The organism is Streptomyces sp. NPDC127114, assembly GCF_042677525.1.
Taxonomy (GTDB): Bacteria; Actinomycetota; Actinomycetes; order Streptomycetales; family Streptomycetaceae; genus Streptomyces.
In genome coordinates this window covers 53,913-69,941 of sequence record NZ_JBHXTJ010000019.1, presented here as the reverse complement: position 1 = coordinate 69,941, position 16,029 = coordinate 53,913, and the positions used below count along the sequence as shown (strand labels likewise).

Sequence of the window (16,029 nt, the reverse complement as noted above, 5' to 3'; positions counted from 1 at the left end):
GGCGCAATGACGCGCACCAGGTACAGACTCCGCTGGCCGGTCGCGGCCCTCGCCGCTGCCGCGGCCGCCCTCGGCAGCATGACGGCCGCCGCCCCCGCCGGAGCGGCCGACACGAGTACCACGGCCGGAATCACCTCCGTACCGCTCCGCCCCGAGCTGGAGGCCATCCGGGCCGCCGAGGCCACCGCGATCTACGGAAGCCCCGAGGAGCGTCCGCTCGCGCAGCGCAAGAGCGGACTGATCTCCCTCGGCGACAGCGAGATCTCCGGCGAGGGCGTCGGCACCTACGACCCGGCGACGAACACCTCGTCCAACCAGTGCCACCGCTCGCCCGACACGGCCATCCACCGGACCGGGATCGCCGCCGACCTCACCTTCAACGTGGCCTGCTCCGGCGCCTACTCGGGGAACATCCGCATCGGCGGCTCGAAGCAGTACGCGGACGAGCTCGTCCAGAGCGACAGCCTCGCCGTCAAGGCCCGCAACACCCGGATCAAGATGATCGTGCTGGTCGCCGGGGCCAACGACGACCTGCAGTTCGGCCCCGTCATGACCGACTGCGTGACCCGCTGGGTCCTCAGCCAGGGCACCTGCGAGCCGAAGTACGCCCCCGGCTGGCAGGCACGCGTCGACGGGCTGCGCCCCAAGGTCGAGGCCACCATCGGCGACCTGCGCACGGTCATGCGCGACGCCGGCTACACCGACGACTCGTACAAACTGGTGGTCATGGGCTACCCGAGCCCGATCGGCCCCGACTTCTACGACAACCCGAACTTCCCCGGCAAGCTCCCCGGCGGCTGCGCCGGCTACGACTCCGACGCCAAGTGGGGCCGCAACCACGCCGTACCGGCCTTCGAGAAGGGCATGCGTGCCGCCGCCCGCAACACCGGCGCCGTGTACCTGGACAACTCGCGGCTCTTCCACGGCCACGAGGTCTGCATGGAGGACGCCTGGGCCCGCGGGCTCTACCTGGACCTCGCCGACCACTTCCCGTGGGACGAGAACACCGCCCGGCAGTCGTTCCACCCCAACTACCGCGGCCACGGCGCCTTCGCGTCCTGCCTCACCCAGATCTACGACTCCGGCCTGCGCGAGGCGAGCTGCGCGGACGTCAACTCGACCGGCAGCCCGAAGCTGTTCCCGCTCGCCTGGGACGACGCGTACAAGCCGCTGAAGAACGCGGCCACCGGCAACTGCCTCGACCTGAACGCCTCCGACTCCGCCAACGGCACCGCCGTCCTCGGCTGGGACTGCCACGGCGGCCGCAACCAGGGCTGGTGGTACGACTCCGCCCGCGGCACCCTCCACACCGAACTCACCCAGGACCGCTGCCTGGACGTCCCCGGCGCGGCCTACGAGGCCGGCAAGGCGCTCATCGTGTGGAACTGCAGCGGCGCCGCCAACCAGAGGTTCGTCCGCGACGGCGCCACCGTCCGCCCGGCCGCGGCGACCGGCCTCTGCCTCACCCAGGGCGCGGCGAAGGAGCCGATCAGGCTGCGCGCCTGCGACGGCTCGGCGAACCAGCGCTTCGCGTAGGGCGGCAGCAGGCCCTCACAGAACGCCGTGGCCCCTCGTCCGGTGCGGGACGGGGGGCCACGGCTCCGGGTGCGGCGCCGTCAGGAGGGCTTCCGGGCACCGTCAGGCGCCGTCAGGACGACACCTTCAGGGTCGACTTCGCCAGCTCGTACGCCGGCAGCATCGCCCGGTGCTCCTCCGAGTCGAGCCCGCCGAGGTGGACGATGACCACGCCTCCCGGGGTCGCGACGGCGAGGGCGCGCTTGTCGCTCGTCTCCTCCATGACCTCGCTGTGCACGGCGTACGTCACTTCGACGGCGGGGAGCGTGCCCGCCTTCGTCTCGGCGTAGACCGCCCCGCGGGAGCCGTCCTCCGCCTTCACGAAGGCCTCCAGCGTGCCGCGCACGGAGCCCTTCGGGGCCGTCCACACCCTCAGGAAGCCGATGTTGCCGGCCGGCTTGGCGTCCACCTCGCAGACCGCCGTGGCCGGGCCCTGGCGGTAGAGCCCCTCGAGGAGATCGGCGACCTCCGCGTTCGCGGGCGCGTCGATCGCCTTCGGCTTCCAGTCCGCGGCGAGCGAGAAGGTGACCGGCAGGACGCAGTCCGTCCCGGCTCCGCCCAGCGCTCCGGCGGGCGCGGCGGCAGCGGCGCCCTTCGCGGGGGCCGAACTCCGCGCGTCGGGCGCGGCCGCCGAGCTCTTCGCGCCGGACGCGGGGGTCGACGGACCGGCGGGGTCCGTCTCCGTCCCGCACCCGGTCAGCAGCAGCCCGGCCGTCAGCAGGGCGACGGAGGCGGCCGTACGTATCGGTGCTCTCTCTGGCATGCGCTCATCATCCACGACGGGGTGCGGCCCACCGCGGCGGGCCGGACAATGGTGGGCGGGCCTCGGGGAAGACCGCCATCCCACGGGAGGCAGGACATGATCCGCAGCTTCAGGAGGGCCGGCGCGCTCGGTGCGGCGGCCGTCGCGGCCGTCACCTTCGCCGCCGCCGCTCCGGCGTCGGCCGCCGCCGGCAGCAACGGGCTCGAGTTCACGCTCTACTCGAAGGAGGTCCCCGGCGAGGGCGAGGACCAGGGCGACCAGGCGCCCAAGGTCGGGGACTCCTTCGCCTTCGCCGACGACCTGTACAAGACCAAGGGCGGCGACAAGGTCGGCCGCGACGGCGTGACCTGCACGGTCGTACGCACCGGCGACCCGGGCGACATGATGTGCATCGGCACCTTCGCGCTGACCGGCGGTCCGGGAGGCCAGCTCACCGGGCAGAACCTGGTGTCGTTCGACCCCTCGGACGAGGCGCCCGCCGCCTTCGACATCGCCGTCACCGGCGGAACCGGCGACTTCAAGGACGTACGCGGCTGGATCCGTTCGACCCCCGACGGCGACTACTCGCGACTCGAGTTCCACCTCAGCCGCTAGGCCGTTCTTCCGGATCAGGGCCGGATAGGCCGTGCCAGGCGTCGCGGACCCGGCCAAGATCCGGAAGAGACGGCCTAGGCCGTCCGGCCCGCTGCCGGACTACGACAGCTTGCCGCCGTAGTCCGGCAGCTTGAAGGCGCGCTCCGCGTGGCCGCCGACCAGGTCGGTGGTGTTGTTGCCGATGTTGGCGATGATCGTGTAGCCCTTGGCCTCGATCTCCGCGCGCTTGGCCGTCTTGTAGGCGCTGACCTCGGCGAACAGGTCGGGCAGCGAGCGCACGTACAGGCCGTTCACCGGGTAGCCGGCCTGCTTCAGGTTCCAGTCCGTGAGGGAGTAGATGATCCCCGGACGGGCGGTGACGAAGAAGACGGCCACGCCGCGGTCGTGCGCGTCGCGCACGAGCTCGCGGATCTCGGGGATCGCCGGGGTCGGCAGTTCCCAGAAGGGGTGGAAGTCGGTCTCCAGGGAGCTGTTGTCGATGTCGAGGACGATCGCCTGCTTCTCCCCGTCGGCGTCCTCGGTGCGCTCCTCGATGTACGGGCGGGCCTCGGCGACCACGGCGGCCACGTCCTTGCGCCAGGTCGTGTAGTCGATGTCCTGGATGGCGGCCGTGGAGGTGTGGTGGCTGTCCGGATCCGAGGCGGACGCGGCGGGCGCGGGCCCGACGACGAGGAGGGCCGTCAGGCCGAGGGCGGCGGTGCTGCCGGCGGCGGCGCGCCTGATGAGGGGGGTGGAGGGCATGGGGGCTCCCGAGTGGTCGACCGGCTCAGTGGTTGACATGCTCGCGACCCATACTGGCTAGTAGGTGGCCGGAAGGCTACCGGTCGGTAGCGACTTTCTGAGCGCAGATCGACGAGAGGGGCCCGGGACCCCTCAGTGGCGCGCGGGCCGACGGCGACCGCCCGGGCGAGAGGCCGGCGACGCCCCGGCCGCACCAGACGCCGCGGACCCGGCCGAGATCCGGAAGAGACGGCAGCCAGGGCCTCTCCGGCGGATCACGGCCGGGTCCGCCGGACAGGCCCTAGCCGACGAGCCCCTCCTCGAAGCGCAGATAGCGCTCCACCGACCGGGCCAGGACCTCGTTGCCGCCCGAGGTCACCACGCGGTTCCACCAGGCGCCGTAGATCCGCTCGAAGCGGTAGCCGGCGAGCAGGCCCGCGGCGGCGCGCACGGCCTCCGGGCGCTCCGGTATGTGGTTGGCGTAGCTGTACATGACGGTCACCCAGCGCGTGTCCGGGCACACGTTGACCACGTCGCCGGTGAACAGGGCCCCCTGGCCCGCGCTCCAGTGCAGCACCGCGCTGCCCGGGAAGTGGATGCCCGGGTTGATCAGGGTCAGCTCGTCGCCCAGCCGGTGGGTGCGGCCGCTCCAGAACCTCAGCGCCGGGTCGGGCCGGCCGACCCACCGCCGGTCGGCCTCGTGCAGATGGACCGGCGCGTCGAAGGCGTGCGCCCACTCCACCATCGTCGAGTAGAAGTGCGGGTGGCTGATCGCGATGTGGTCGATGCCGCCGAGCTCCTCGACGGCCCGCACCATCGCGTCGTCGAGGTACGGCACGCAGTCCCACAGCACGTTCCCCGCGGAGGTCCGCAGCAGCAGCGCACGCTGCCCGATCGCGAAGCCCGGCGCGTAGCCGACGCCGAGCACGTCGGGCCCCTCCTCCTCGAAGCGGCCCGTCTGCCCTTCGGCGCGCAGCTCCTCCAGGGTCGTCCACCGCTGACCGTCCCGGCCCACGTACTGCCGCTCGTCGAGACAGACGGGACAGTCGGGGCGCGGCTCGGCGTACTGGGTGCCGCAGGTGCGGCAGATCGGGGGCGTGGGGATGCCGGAGTCAGCCACGGGTGCCCCCGGCGAGCTCGGTGAGGACGTACGGCCGGCTCGGACGCCAGCCGAGCACCTCGGCGGCCCGCTGCCCCGACACCACCTGGTGCAGCGCCAGCGCCTCGGCGAACGGGGCCCCGAGCGCCTCGGCCGCCTGCTCCACCGGCCACGGCTCGGCCCGGCCGGTGCCGCCGGCCGCGAGGTCCGCGGCCGCCGCGACCGCGGCGACCGGCACGGCCTCGTGCGCCACGCCGTGCAGCACCGCGCCCGCCTCGGCCTTGGCGAGGACCAGGGCGTACAGCTCGGCGAGGTCGTCCACGTGCACCATCGGCCAGCGGGTCGCCGCCGAGCCGACGTACCGGCCCGTGCCGTGCTCCTCGGCCCAGCCGGTCATCATCGCCGGGATGCCGCCCCCGCGGCCGTACACGATGCCGGGGCGCACCACGACCGCGCGGACGTTCTCCCAGGCCGCGGCCAGGACCCGCTGCTCGATCCGCGGCCGGTAGCCGACGATGGCGATCGGGTCGGTCGCCGTGTCCTCGTCCACCGGCGCCTCCTCGGTGGCGCCCAGCACCCAGACGCCGCTGGTGTACACGAACGCCCGGCCGGTGCCGCGCAGCGGCGCGAGCAGCGCGTCGAGCGCGGCCGTGTCCACGGCCTCGTCGCCGGTCGGCGTCGCCAGGTTCACCACCGCGTCCACGTCGGCGGTCACGGCCGCGCGCAGCGACGCCGGGTCCGCCAGGTCGCCGACCCGGACCGGCACATCGGGATCCCAGGCGGTCGCGTCCTTCACCAGCGGGACCACGTCGTGGCCCTCCAGCGTCAACCGCGCCACCACCGCGGAACCTATGTAGCCGGTCGCGCCCAGCACCAGCACCCTCATGACCTCTCCCCTCCGGCGGACCCGCCGGTCGCTCGTCGAACGTGGGCAACCGTACGAACACCGGCGGGTCCTGCGCATCCGTCAGATGACCTGGATGCCGTACCGGGGTCGGTCCGCCGGGCCGGTCACGGGGTCGGTCACCGGGCTCGCGGTGGGCAAGCGTTCCGCGGCCGTCCCTCAGCCCAGGTCGAGCGCCCCCAGGGCGGCCCGCGACGTCACGCCGAGCTTGGGGTACGCGTTGGACAGGTGGTAGCCGACCGTGCGCGGGCTGAGGAACAGCCGCGCCCCTATGTCCCGGTTGCTCAGTCCCGTCGCCGCCAGCCGGGCCACCCGCAGTTCCTGCGCCGTCAACCGGCCCGCGAGGTCCGGTACGGCACCCGCCGGGGCCGGAGCCGCACCCAGCGCCCGCAGCTCGGTACGCGCGCGGTCCGCCCACGCCCCCGCCTGCGTCCGCTCGAACGCGGCGAGCGCCACGGTCAACGCCTCCCGGGCGGCGCGCCGGCGCTTCGCCCGGCGCAGCCACTCCCCGTACAACAGCCGCGTACGGGCCTCCTCGAACGGGCGGCCGTCTCCCTCGTGCGCCGCGAGCGCCCGCGCGTACCACTCCTCCGCCGCCTCGTCGGCGGCGAGCAGGGCGCGGCAGCGCAGCTCCACCGCCCCGGCCCACGGCGTCCCGGTGGCCCCCGCCCAGCGCGTGAACCGCTCGGCCGCCGGAGCCGCGTCGGCGACCCGGCCGAGCCGCACGGCCGCCTCCACCTGGTCCGGCAGGCTGTGCACGGAGAGCATCAGATGCCGGTACGGGCCGCCGGTGAGCGCGTCGAACCGCTGCAGTGCGGCGTCGTAACGGCCGAGCCCGAGGTCGAGGAGGCCCTGCGCCCTCGTCAGCGAGGCCGGGTGCGACGCGACACCGGAGCACAGCTCGCCACCGGCCCGGCCGTCCGGATCGGCCCGGCGGCCCGGCTCCGTCACCCCGGCCTCGTCCCCGTCGAGCGCGGCGAGCACCGACAGGACGGAACACAGCAACGCGGCGAGGTGACGCTGCCCGGTGTCGCGGGCGATCTCCAGACCCTCGACCGCCGTCGTGTACGCGTCCCGGTGCCGGCCCAGGAACAGCCGGCAGCGCGCGAGGCGCAACAGCACACGCGGCAGCACGCCCACGGCACCCTCCGCACGGCACTCCTGCTCCAGGGCCACCGCTTCGTCGAGCACGCCCCGGTACTCGCCCAGCAGCATGTCCCAGCCGTGCAGCCGCACCTGGTCCGACAGACTGCGCTCGTGCCGGGTCCGCACCACGTACCCGGCGAACTCCCGGATGGCCGCCGCGCCGACCACCGGATCACCCGCCAGCGCGTCCAGCACTCCGCCCGCGCCCCGGTGCACCGGGCAGTCGCCGAAGTCCAGACCGGCGAGCCGCGCCCGGGTGTCCCGCACCGCCGCGACCGGGTCCGGCGCGTCCCAGGCCATCGCCGCCGACTCGAACAGCAGCCACGCCCCTGTGGCCGGCCGGTGCGGCGTCACCTCGCGGGCCGCCTCGACGAGCAGCAGACGCGCCGACTCCGGGCGACCCCCGCTGTGCTCCAGCGCCGCCCGCACGCTCGCGAGCCGGGCCACGGCCGGCGGACTGCTCACCGTGCCCGCCTCGTCGGCGAGCGCGGCCGCGAGCTCCACCTGCCCGGCCTCGGCGGCCGCCGCCGCGGCGGCGGCCAGCCGCAGCGACCGGGCCTCCGGATCCTCCGTCAGCCGCGCCGCCCGCCGATAGGCCGCGGCGACCGCCGCGCGACCGCCGCGGGAGCGGAACAGCTCGGCGCTGCGCTCCAGTTCGGCCGCCACCTCCTCGTCGTAGCCGACGGTCGCCGCTGCCAGGTGCCAGGCCCGGCGGCCCATGTCCCCGCCGGCCGGCGCCGCTTCGGCGAGTGCCCGGTGCGCGGCCGTCCGCTCGGCGAGCACCGCCCCCTGGTACGCGGCGGCCCGCACCAGCGGATGCCGGAAGACGAGCCGCCGCCCGGACACCCGCACCAGGTCCGCCGCCTCCGCGGGGCCGAGGTCCGCGGCGGCCGCGCCCACGAGTTCCCCCGCCGCGACCACCAGCGCCACGTCACCGGTGTCGTCGGCCGCCGCGACCGTCAGCAGTCGGCGCGTCGGCCCGGGCAGCGCCCGGATCCGCTGGTCGAAGATCCGCCGCACCCGCCACGAGGCCGGCAGCACGGCGATCTCCCGGGCGTCCAGCGGCTCGCTCCCGTCCCGCTGGGCCGCCGTCAGGGCACCGGCCAGCTCCACCAGCGCCAGCGGATTGCCCTGGGCGAGCCCGCGGATCCGGCTGCTCACCGCCGCGTGCAGATCGGGTGCACGCCCGGCGAGCAGCGCCGCGCCCTCCTCGTCGGTCAACGGGCCGAGGTGCAGCACCGGCAGGCCCGGCGTGCCGTCGAAGGACGGCGAGCCCTCGCGCGCGGCGAACACCATGGCCACCCGCCCCACACCGATCCGGCGGGCCGCGAACAGCAGGGCGTCCACGGTCTCCAGGTCCAGCCAGTGCGCGTCGTCGACCAGGACCAGGACCGGCCGCTCCTCGGCCAGCTCCCCGAGCAGGCTCACCGTGGCCGCCCCGACCAGGAAGCGGTCGCCACCCGGCGCGCCGTCCAGCCCGATCACCCCGCGCAGCGCACGCAGCTGGTGGCCCGGCAGGCGCCGGGCCCGTTCCAGCGTTCCCCGCAGCAGCACCTGCAGCCCGGCGTACGGCAGCGCCGCCTCCGACTCGACCCCGACGCACCGCAGCAGGGTGGCCCCGTCCGCCAGGTCCGCGACCCGTTCCAGCAGCGCCGTCTTGCCCGAGCCCGCCTCGCCCCGCAGCACCACGGCCCCGCCCCGGCACTCCGCCGCCCCCGCGAGCAGCTCCTCCAGAAACCGCAGCTCTCGATCGCGACCGCTCAGGCCCCCGTCGCTCATCGGTGTTCCCCCTTCACCCGGACGTCGTGACGATCACGCTGTCACCGGGGAGAACGCCGACGGGCCCCCGGCACGTGCCGGGGGCCCGTCGGCACTCGGAACCGAGTGCTCAGGGAGCGGGGATCAGAGGCCGGGGCCGCGCACCGGGATGTGCGTGAACGTCGGCTCCGGGGCCGGGTTCTGGAAGAAGTCGTTGCCCTTGTCGTCCACCACGATGAACGCCGGGAAGTCCTCGACCTCGATCTTCCAGACCGCCTCCATGCCGAGCTCCTCGTACTCGACGACCTCGACCTTCTTGATGCAGTCCTGCGCGAGACGGGCCGCCGGGCCGCCGATCGAGCCCAGGTAGAAGCCGCCGTGCGAGCCGCAGGCGTCCGTGACCTGCTTCGAGCGGTTGCCCTTGGCCAGCATGACCTTCGAGCCGCCCGCCGCCTGGAACTGCTCCACGTACGAGTCCATGCGGCCGGCCGTCGTCGGGCCGAACGAACCGGAGGCGTAGCCCTCGGGGGTCTTCGCCGGACCCGCGTAGTAGACCGGGTGGTCCTTCAGGTACTGCGGCATCTCCTCGCCCGCGTCCAGGCGCTCCTTGATCTTGGCGTGCGCGATGTCGCGCGCCACGACCAGCGGGCCGGTCAGCGACAGGCGGGTCTTGACCGGGTACTTGGTGAGCTCGGCGAGGATCTCGTCCATGGGCTGGTTGAGGTCGATCTTCACGACGTCGCCCTCGGTCTCGAGGTGCTCGTCCGTGGTCTCCGGCAGGAAGCGCGCCGGGTCGGTCTCCAGCTGCTCCAGGAAGACGCCCTCGGCGGTGATCTTCGCGACGGCCTGGCGGTCGGCCGAGCAGGACACGGCGATCGCGACGGGCAGCGAGGCGCCGTGGCGGGGCAGGCGGACCACGCGCACGTCGTGGCAGAAGTACTTGCCGCCGAACTGGGCGCCGATGCCGATCTTCTGCGTCAGCTCGAAGACCTTCTCCTCCAGCTCCTTGTCGCGGAAGCCGTGGCCGGTGGCGGCGTCGCCCTCGGTGGGCAGCTCGTCCAGGTAGTGCGCGGAGGCGTACTTCGCGGTCTTCAGCGCGAACTCGGCGCTGGTGCCGCCGACGACGATCGCCAGGTGGTACGGCGGGCAGGCCGCCGTACCGAGCGTGCGGATCTTCTCCTCCAGGAACTTCATCATGGAGGCCTCGTTCAGGACCGCCTTCGTCTCCTGGTAGAGGAAGGACTTGTTGGCGGAGCCGCCGCCCTTGGCCATGAAGAGGAACTTGTACGCGCCGCCGTCGGTGGCGTACAGCTCGATCTGCGCCGGCAGGTTCGAGCCGGTGTTCTTCTCCTCCCACATGGTCACCGGGGCCATCTGCGAGTAGCGCAGGTTGAGCTTGGTGTAGGCGTCGTAGATGCCCTTGCTCAGGGCCTCCTCGTCGCGGCCCCGGGTGAGCACGTTCTGGCCGCGCTTGCCCATGACGATCGCGGTGCCGGTGTCCTGGCACATGGGCAGGACGCCGGCGGCGGCGATGTTCGCGTTCTTGAGGAGGTCGAGCGCGACGAACTTGTCGTTGCTCGACGCCTCCGGGTCGTCGATGATCTTCCGCAGCTGGGCCAGGTGGGCCGGGCGCAGGTAGTGCTGGATGTCGTGGATCGCCTCGGCGGCCAGCTTGCGCAGCGCCTCCGGCTCGACCTTGAGGAACGTACGGCCGTCGGCCTCGAAGGTGGAGACACCTTCGGAGGTCACCAGGCGGTAGGGCGTGGTGTCCTCTCCCAGGGGGAGCAGATCGGAGTACGCAAACTCTGGCATGACGGCGGCCATTCCTCACTCGGCAGACAGCGGCGCCGCCTCCGTTGGCGGCGCGCACTCCAGCGTAAGACGCGACCGCGACACCGATCCTGTGAGGTAAGGCTCACTAGCGGGCAAGACCGCGCCGGAACGGCGCATGGCGCGTTTCCCGCCAGGGCCGTCCGTGTCGTCCGCGGGACACGACCGCTTCCCCTAGTCGCGATCTATCGCGTTTCGCTAGGCTGAGGCTCGTGGACCTCGAAAAGCAGCCTCAGCAGCCGCCCGCCTCCGCACCCCGGCAGCCCGACGTCGCCGATCCCCAGGGCTCGCTGCGTGCCTCGGACGCCGACCGGGACCGGATCGCGGACATCCTCAGGGACGCGCTTGCCGAGGGGCGGATCGACCCCGAGGAGCACTCGGAGCGGATCGACGCCGTCTACCGGGCCAAGACCGTGGGCGAGCTGGAGCCGATCGTGCGGGACCTGCCCGCCCACCGCTCCGGTCCGGCCTCGGCGGCCGCGCCGCAGTACGGCCCCGAGGAGGTCGAGGGCCCCGCGGAGAACATGGTCGCCGTCTTCTCCGCCTCGACCCGGAAGGGCCGCTGGCGGGTGAGCAGGCGGACCAACGCCTTCTCGCTGTTCGGCAGCATCGAGATCGACCTGACCGAGGCGATCTTCGCCCAGCGTCTCACCGTCATCAACGCGACCTCGATCTTCGGCAGCGTCGAGGTCCGTGTCCCGGAGAACGTGACGCTGCGCGGCAACGGCACCGGGATCTTCGGCAACTTCGAGGTGGTCACCCTGGAGGGCGTCGACCCGCAGGCCCCGGTCGTGGTCGTCAACGGGTACGCGGTGTTCGGCAACGTGGAGGCCCGGCCGAAGCGGGGCAAGTGGGTCACCGACCTGCAGAATCAGATTCAGGACAAGTTGCGCAAGCATCTCGGCCACTGACGGCCGCGTTCCACTTCTCCCGGTGACCGGAATTCGCCGTCCGCTGTCCGTCCTGCGGAACGGCGCGGCACGCAGTGCATAGGCGCGCGCACAGCGGGTAGGGCTGGTGCATCGTCGCTCGCTCGTCCACGGAAGCCGTCGTCAGGAGTAGACCGTGCTGCACTCGCCGCATCAGCCCCTCCGGGTCGCCGCCGCCGTGCCGCCCCAGGGCACCACCCCCGCTCGGGAGGACGAGGCCGGTCCCTGGCACACGGAGGCGGTGTGCCGGCGGGATGAGGCCGGACTCTTCTTCGCCCCCTCCAAGGAACCCACCGCCGCCCGGCTCTCCCGCGAGGAGGCCGCGAAGCGGGTCTGTGCCCGCTGCCCCGTGATGGTCGAGTGCCGCGAGCACGCCCTGCTCCAGCCCGAGCCGTACGGGGTGTGGGGCGGGCTCACCGCCGCCGAGCGCCGTGTCGTGCTGGCCCGGCGCCGCCGCCGGGAGGTCGAGCTGCGCAAGGCCGCCGCGGCCGAGCGCGCCGAGCGGATCGCCTGACGGACGCCTCCTGACGGGACGCCTCCTGGCTCCTGTCACCCCTGGCTCGCGTCACTCCCGGCTCGCGTCACCTTCGGCTCCCGTCCGGCCCGTCCGTCGGCCGGGTGCCCGTACGGGAAGGGGCGCCCCCACCGCACATGGGGGGCGCCCCTTTTCGTACCGTCGTCGGTCCCGGCAGGTGTTACTTCGCCCGGTCGAAGTCGATCTTGCTGTAGGCGCGCAGCTTCGACAGGCGGTGCGTGGAGTCGATCTGGCGGATCGTGCCGGACTTCGAGCGCATGACCAGGGACTGGGTGGTCGCCGTCTCGGAGCGGTAGCGCACGCCGCGCAGCAGCTCGCCGTCGGTGATGCCGGTGGCGACGAAGAAGACGTTGTCGCCGGCGACCAGGTCGGTGGTGGTGAGCACCCGGTCCAGGTCGTGGCCCGCGTCGAGGGCCTTCTGGCGCTCGGCCTCGTCCTTCGGCCACAGCTTGCCCTGGATCACACCGCCCAGGCACTTTATGGCGCAGGCCGAGATGATGCCCTCGGGCGTGCCGCCGATGCCCATCAGCAGGTCGACGCCGGTGCCCTCGCGGGCGGCCATGATGGAGCCGGCCACGTCGCCGTCGGAGATGAACTTGATGCGGGCGCCGGTCTCGCGGATCTCCTTGACGATGCCCTCGTGGCGGGGGCGGTCGAGGATGACCACGGTGACGTCCTCGGCCTGCATGCCCTTGGCCTTGGCGACCCGGCGGATGTTGACCGAGACCGGCGCGTTGATGTCGACGAAGTCGGCGGCCTCCGGGCCGGTGACCAGCTTGTCCATGTAGAAGACCGCGGACGGGTCGAACATGGCGCCACGGTCGGCGGCGGCGAGCACGGCGATCGCGTTCGGCATGCCCTTGGCGTTGAGCGTGGTGCCGTCGATCGGGTCGACCGCGATGTCGACCTCGGCGCCCGTGCCGTCGCCCACGCGCTCCCCGTTGAAGAGCATCGGGGCCTCGTCCTTCTCGCCCTCGCCGATGACGACCACGCCGTTCATCGAGACGGTGGAGATCAGGGTCCGCATCGCGTTCACCGCGGCGCCGTCCGCGCCGATCTTGTCGCCGCGGCCGACCCAGCGGCCGGCGGCCATGGCGGCGGCCTCGGTCACCCGGACGAGTTCCATGGCGAGGTTGCGGTCGGGGGCCTCGGGGGAGACCTCGAGCTCGGGCGGCAAGTGGTGCTCGGTCATCGGAGCGCACCTTTCTGTACGGCGACGGCCGGAAAAAAGAGGGTGCTGCGACTCTATCGTCAGGTCGACAAATTGAGCAGAGGGGCCCACGTATGAGCACGAACCCTTGATGCGACCATAAGGGACGTGGCAGGTATGCGAGGCAGGCAGACGGTACGCGGGATGTTCCAGTCCCTCGCGGTGATCATGGTCGCCGCGGGCGTGATGTATCTCTTCATCCCGCACGACGAGAAGGCGGACCCGGTCCAGGTGAAGGACTACCGGGTCGAGCTGCTGACGGCACAGCGGGCGGCGCCGTACCCGGTGCTGGCCCCCGAGGGCCTGGGCGACGACTGGAGGGCGACGGTCGTCTCGTACCGGCGCGAGGACCACGACGCCTGGAAGCTGGGCTTCCTCGACCCGGACACCCAGTACGTCTCCGTCCAGCAGTCCACCGAGGATCCGAAGAAGTACGTGCCCAAGGTCACCCTGGAGGCCAAGGACACCGGCCGGACCGAGACCGTGGGCGGCCGGGTCTGGCAGCGCTGGGAGGGCTCGAAGTACGACGCCCTGGTGCGCTCCGAGGGCGGCGCGACGACCGTCGTGACGGGCACGGCCTCGTTCGACCGGCTCGCGCAGATGGCGGGCGCGCTGCAGTCGAAGAAGGTCTGACGGTATGGGGAAGGGCCCCCGGTGCGGTGCACCGGGGGCCCTTCCCTGTGGGCTCACGTCATCAGACGGTGGTGATGACCTCGTCGAAGGCCAGACGCGGGGAGCGCGGGAACCAGGCGTCCTCGCCCGGCTTGCCGATGTTCACGACCATCAGCGGGGTGTGGTCGTCGTCCAGGAACTCCTTCTGGACGCCGGCGAAGTCCAGGCCGGTCATCGGGCCGGCGGCCAGGCCGGCGGCGCGCACGCCGACGATGAAGTACGCGGCCTGGAGGGCGGCGTTCAGCAGCGCGGACTGCTCGCGGACCGGGCGCTCGGCGAAGAACATGTCCTTGGCCTGCGGGAAGTGCGGGAGCAGGGCCGGCAGCTCCTCGTGGAACTCGTTGTCCGCGGCGAGGATCGCGACCAGCGGCGCGGCCTGGGTCTTGGCCTGGTTGCCCTCGGCCATGTGCCGGACCAGGCGCTCGCGGGCCTCGGGGGAGCGGACCAGGGTGATGCGCAGCGGGCTCTGGTTGAAGGCGGTCGGGCCGAACTTGACCAGGTCGTAGATCGCCTGGACCTGCTCGTCCGTCACCGGCTCGTCGGTGAACGTGTTGGCGGTACGGGCCTCGCGGAAGAGGAGGTCCTGGGCGGCGGGGTCAAGGGCGAGAGACATGCTGCGTACCTTCCGGACTGCAAGGGGCTCGCTCGCGGGGTTCGAGCGATGTCACGACAGTACGCCCGGAGTAGGTGAAGTTTCAACTACCTGAACCGGATAGTGATCCGCTTCACAGGCAGTGTACGCGCCCCGCGTCACGACCCCCGCCGTGACCTGCCAGGTCACTCGTCGTCGGCGTCCTCCGCCGCCTCGTCGGCGGCCCGCTCGGCCGCCAGAGAGGCGTCGAGACGTGCCCGGGCCCCCTCGAGCCAGCGCCGGCACACCTTGGCCAGCTCCTCGCCGCGCTCCCAGAGCGCCAGCGACTCCTCCAGCGTCGTCCCGCCCGCTTCGAGGCGCCGGACGACCTCGATCAGCTCGTCGCGCGCCTGCTCGTAGCCGAGGGCGGTCTCCGCGTTGCCCGTGCCCGTTGCCATGAATCCAGTCCTCCGTGTTCGCTCTTCGTCTTCGATCAGGCCGGGTCGGGCAGCCGCCGCACCCGGAACTCGCCCGCGGCCACCCGGGCCCGCAGCTCCTCGTCCGCCGCGACCTCCACCGGGTCCCGCACCACCGAGCCGTCCGCCCGCTGGAGCACCGCGTAACCGCGCTCCATCGTCGCGGCGGGGGACAGCGCCCGGACCCGGGCCCGGGTGTGCGAGAGCTCCGAGTCCGCCCGGTCGAGTAGATGCCCCAGGGTCCGCCGGCTGCGCGCGAGCAGCGCCGCCAGCTCGTCCTCGCGCACCTCCACCATCCGCTGCGGATGCTCCATGACCGGCCGCGCCAGCGCGTGCGCCAGACCCCGCTCCTCACGCTCGAGCAGGCCCCGGACGCACCGCAGCGCCCGGTCCCGGAGCCCCCGCACCCGCTCCAGCTCCTCGCCCACGTCCGGGACCACCTTCTTGGCGGCGTCCGTCGGCGTGGACGCCCGCAGGTCCGCGACCAGGTCCAGCAGCGGCGTGTCCGGCTCGTGCCCGATCGCCGACACCACCGGCGTACGGCAGTCGGCGACCGCCCGTACCAGCTGCTCGTCCGAGAACGGCAGCAGGTCCTCGACGCTGCCGCCGCCGCGGGCCACGACGATCACGTCCACGTCCTCGTGCGCGTCCAGCTCCTTCACGGCCTGGATCACCTGCGGCACGGCCCGCACGCCCTGCACCGCCACGTTCCGCACCTCGAAGCGGACGGCCGGCCAGCGCCGCCGCGCGTTCTCCAGCACGTCCCGCTCGGCCGCCGACGCCCGCCCGCAGACCAGCCCGATCAGCTGCGGCAGGAACGGCAGCGGCTTCTTGCGGTCCAGCGCGAAGAGCCCCTCCGCGGCCAGCGACTTCTTCAGCATCTCCAGGCGCGCCAGCAGCTCCCCGATGCCGACCGGCCTGATCTCCGCCGCCCGCAGCGACAGCTGCCCGCGCGGCGCGTACCACTCCGGCTTCGCGTGCACCACCACCCGCGCGCCCTCCGACACGACGTCGGCGACGGCGTCGAAGACCTGGCGGTAGCACGTGACGTTGATCGAGATGTCGTACGAGGGATCCCGCAGCGTCAGGAACACCACCCCGGCGCCGGGGCGCCGCGACAGCTGCGTGATCTGCCCCTCGACCCACACCGCCCCCAGCCGGTCGATCCAGCCCCCGATCAGCCGGGACACCTCGCCGACGGGCAGCGGCGCTTCCGCTGACGTGTTCAGACCCATGCGCCGAGCGTA

General features: G+C 73.0%; 15 protein-coding genes. 5 read left to right on the top strand and 10 right to left on the bottom strand.

The features are described from left to right. Window positions 1-6: 6 nt before the first annotated feature. Window positions 7-1,536, top strand: a complete 1,530-nt coding sequence (locus ACFVGS_RS20435; RefSeq protein WP_385693250.1) for a ricin-type beta-trefoil lectin domain protein — start codon at window positions 7-9, stop codon at window positions 1,534-1,536. A 112-nt stretch (window positions 1,537-1,648) separates the two neighbouring features. Here the strand turns inward: ACFVGS_RS20435 and ACFVGS_RS20430 are convergent, their stop codons facing one another. Continuing rightward, window positions 1,649-2,338, bottom strand: coding sequence for a lipoprotein (locus ACFVGS_RS20430; protein ID WP_384423227.1), 690 nt, complete (start codon window positions 2,336-2,338; stop codon window positions 1,649-1,651). Between the two features lie 96 nt (window positions 2,339-2,434). On the opposite strand from ACFVGS_RS20430, the gene ACFVGS_RS20425 reads away from it, so the two are divergent. Beyond that, entirely contained in the window at window positions 2,435-2,932 is a 498-nt protein-coding gene (locus tag ACFVGS_RS20425) for a hypothetical protein (RefSeq protein ID WP_384423225.1), read from the top strand. A gap of 99 nt (window positions 2,933-3,031) precedes the next feature. On the opposite strand, the gene ACFVGS_RS20420 is transcribed toward ACFVGS_RS20425, so the two are convergent. From ACFVGS_RS20420 to ACFVGS_RS20400, 5 genes are all read right to left on the bottom strand, one after another. After that, complete coding sequence (locus tag ACFVGS_RS20420) at window positions 3,032-3,673, bottom strand: HAD family acid phosphatase (RefSeq protein ID WP_385693249.1); 642 nt, start codon at window positions 3,671-3,673, stop codon at window positions 3,032-3,034. A 280-nt stretch (window positions 3,674-3,953) separates the two neighbouring features. Next, window positions 3,954-4,772, bottom strand: a complete 819-nt coding sequence (locus ACFVGS_RS20415) for an MBL fold metallo-hydrolase (protein ID WP_384423222.1) — start codon at window positions 4,770-4,772, stop codon at window positions 3,954-3,956. Further along, a complete protein-coding gene (locus tag ACFVGS_RS20410) occupies window positions 4,765-5,637 on the bottom strand; it encodes an NAD-dependent epimerase/dehydratase family protein (protein WP_385693248.1) in 873 nt (290 codons plus the stop codon). The genes ACFVGS_RS20415 and ACFVGS_RS20410 overlap by 8 nt, the downstream gene beginning before the upstream one ends. A 177-nt stretch (window positions 5,638-5,814) precedes the next feature. Continuing rightward, the gene (locus ACFVGS_RS20405) at window positions 5,815-8,580 is read right to left on the bottom strand and encodes an AAA family ATPase (RefSeq protein ID WP_384423218.1); all 2,766 of its coding nucleotides are present in this window, start codon (window positions 8,578-8,580) and stop codon (window positions 5,815-5,817) included. Between the two features lie 123 nt (window positions 8,581-8,703). Beyond that, window positions 8,704-10,371, bottom strand: a complete 1,668-nt coding sequence (locus ACFVGS_RS20400; RefSeq protein WP_385693247.1) for a fumarate hydratase — start codon at window positions 10,369-10,371, stop codon at window positions 8,704-8,706. Between the two features lie 230 nt (window positions 10,372-10,601). Here ACFVGS_RS20400 and ACFVGS_RS20395 point away from each other — a divergent pair, with 230 nt between their 5' ends. Both ACFVGS_RS20395 and ACFVGS_RS20390 read left to right on the top strand, forming a co-directional pair. Beyond that, a complete protein-coding gene (locus tag ACFVGS_RS20395) occupies window positions 10,602-11,300 on the top strand; it encodes a DUF1707 domain-containing protein (protein WP_384420014.1) in 699 nt (232 codons plus the stop codon). Between the two features lie 154 nt (window positions 11,301-11,454). Continuing rightward, entirely contained in the window at window positions 11,455-11,832 is a 378-nt protein-coding gene (locus ACFVGS_RS20390) for a WhiB family transcriptional regulator (protein ID WP_385693246.1), read from the top strand. Window positions 11,833-12,013: 181 nt separating this feature from the next. Here the strand turns inward: ACFVGS_RS20390 and glpX are convergent, their stop codons facing one another. Next, window positions 12,014-13,045: a class II fructose-bisphosphatase gene (gene glpX, locus ACFVGS_RS20385; RefSeq protein ID WP_384420020.1), complete on the bottom strand. Its 1,032-nt coding sequence runs from the start codon at window positions 13,043-13,045 to the stop codon at window positions 12,014-12,016. A gap of 126 nt (window positions 13,046-13,171) precedes the next feature. On the opposite strand from glpX, the gene ACFVGS_RS20380 reads away from it, so the two are divergent. Then, window positions 13,172-13,696 (top strand): DUF4245 domain-containing protein, encoded by a 525-nt coding sequence (locus ACFVGS_RS20380; protein WP_384420023.1) that lies wholly within the window; start codon window positions 13,172-13,174, stop codon window positions 13,694-13,696. Window positions 13,697-13,757: 61 nt separating this feature from the next. Here the strand turns inward: ACFVGS_RS20380 and ACFVGS_RS20375 are convergent, their stop codons facing one another. From ACFVGS_RS20375 to xseA, 3 genes are all read right to left on the bottom strand, one after another. Continuing rightward, entirely contained in the window at window positions 13,758-14,348 is a 591-nt protein-coding gene (locus ACFVGS_RS20375; protein ID WP_384420026.1) for a malonic semialdehyde reductase, read from the bottom strand. 164 nt (window positions 14,349-14,512) lie between these two features. Further along, window positions 14,513-14,764: an exodeoxyribonuclease VII small subunit gene (locus ACFVGS_RS20370; protein WP_385693245.1), complete on the bottom strand. Its 252-nt coding sequence runs from the start codon at window positions 14,762-14,764 to the stop codon at window positions 14,513-14,515. Window positions 14,765-14,799: 35 nt separating this feature from the next. Further along, the gene (xseA, locus tag ACFVGS_RS20365) at window positions 14,800-16,017 is read right to left on the bottom strand and encodes an exodeoxyribonuclease VII large subunit (protein WP_384420031.1); all 1,218 of its coding nucleotides are present in this window, start codon (window positions 16,015-16,017) and stop codon (window positions 14,800-14,802) included. Window positions 16,018-16,029: the final 12 nt, after the last annotated feature.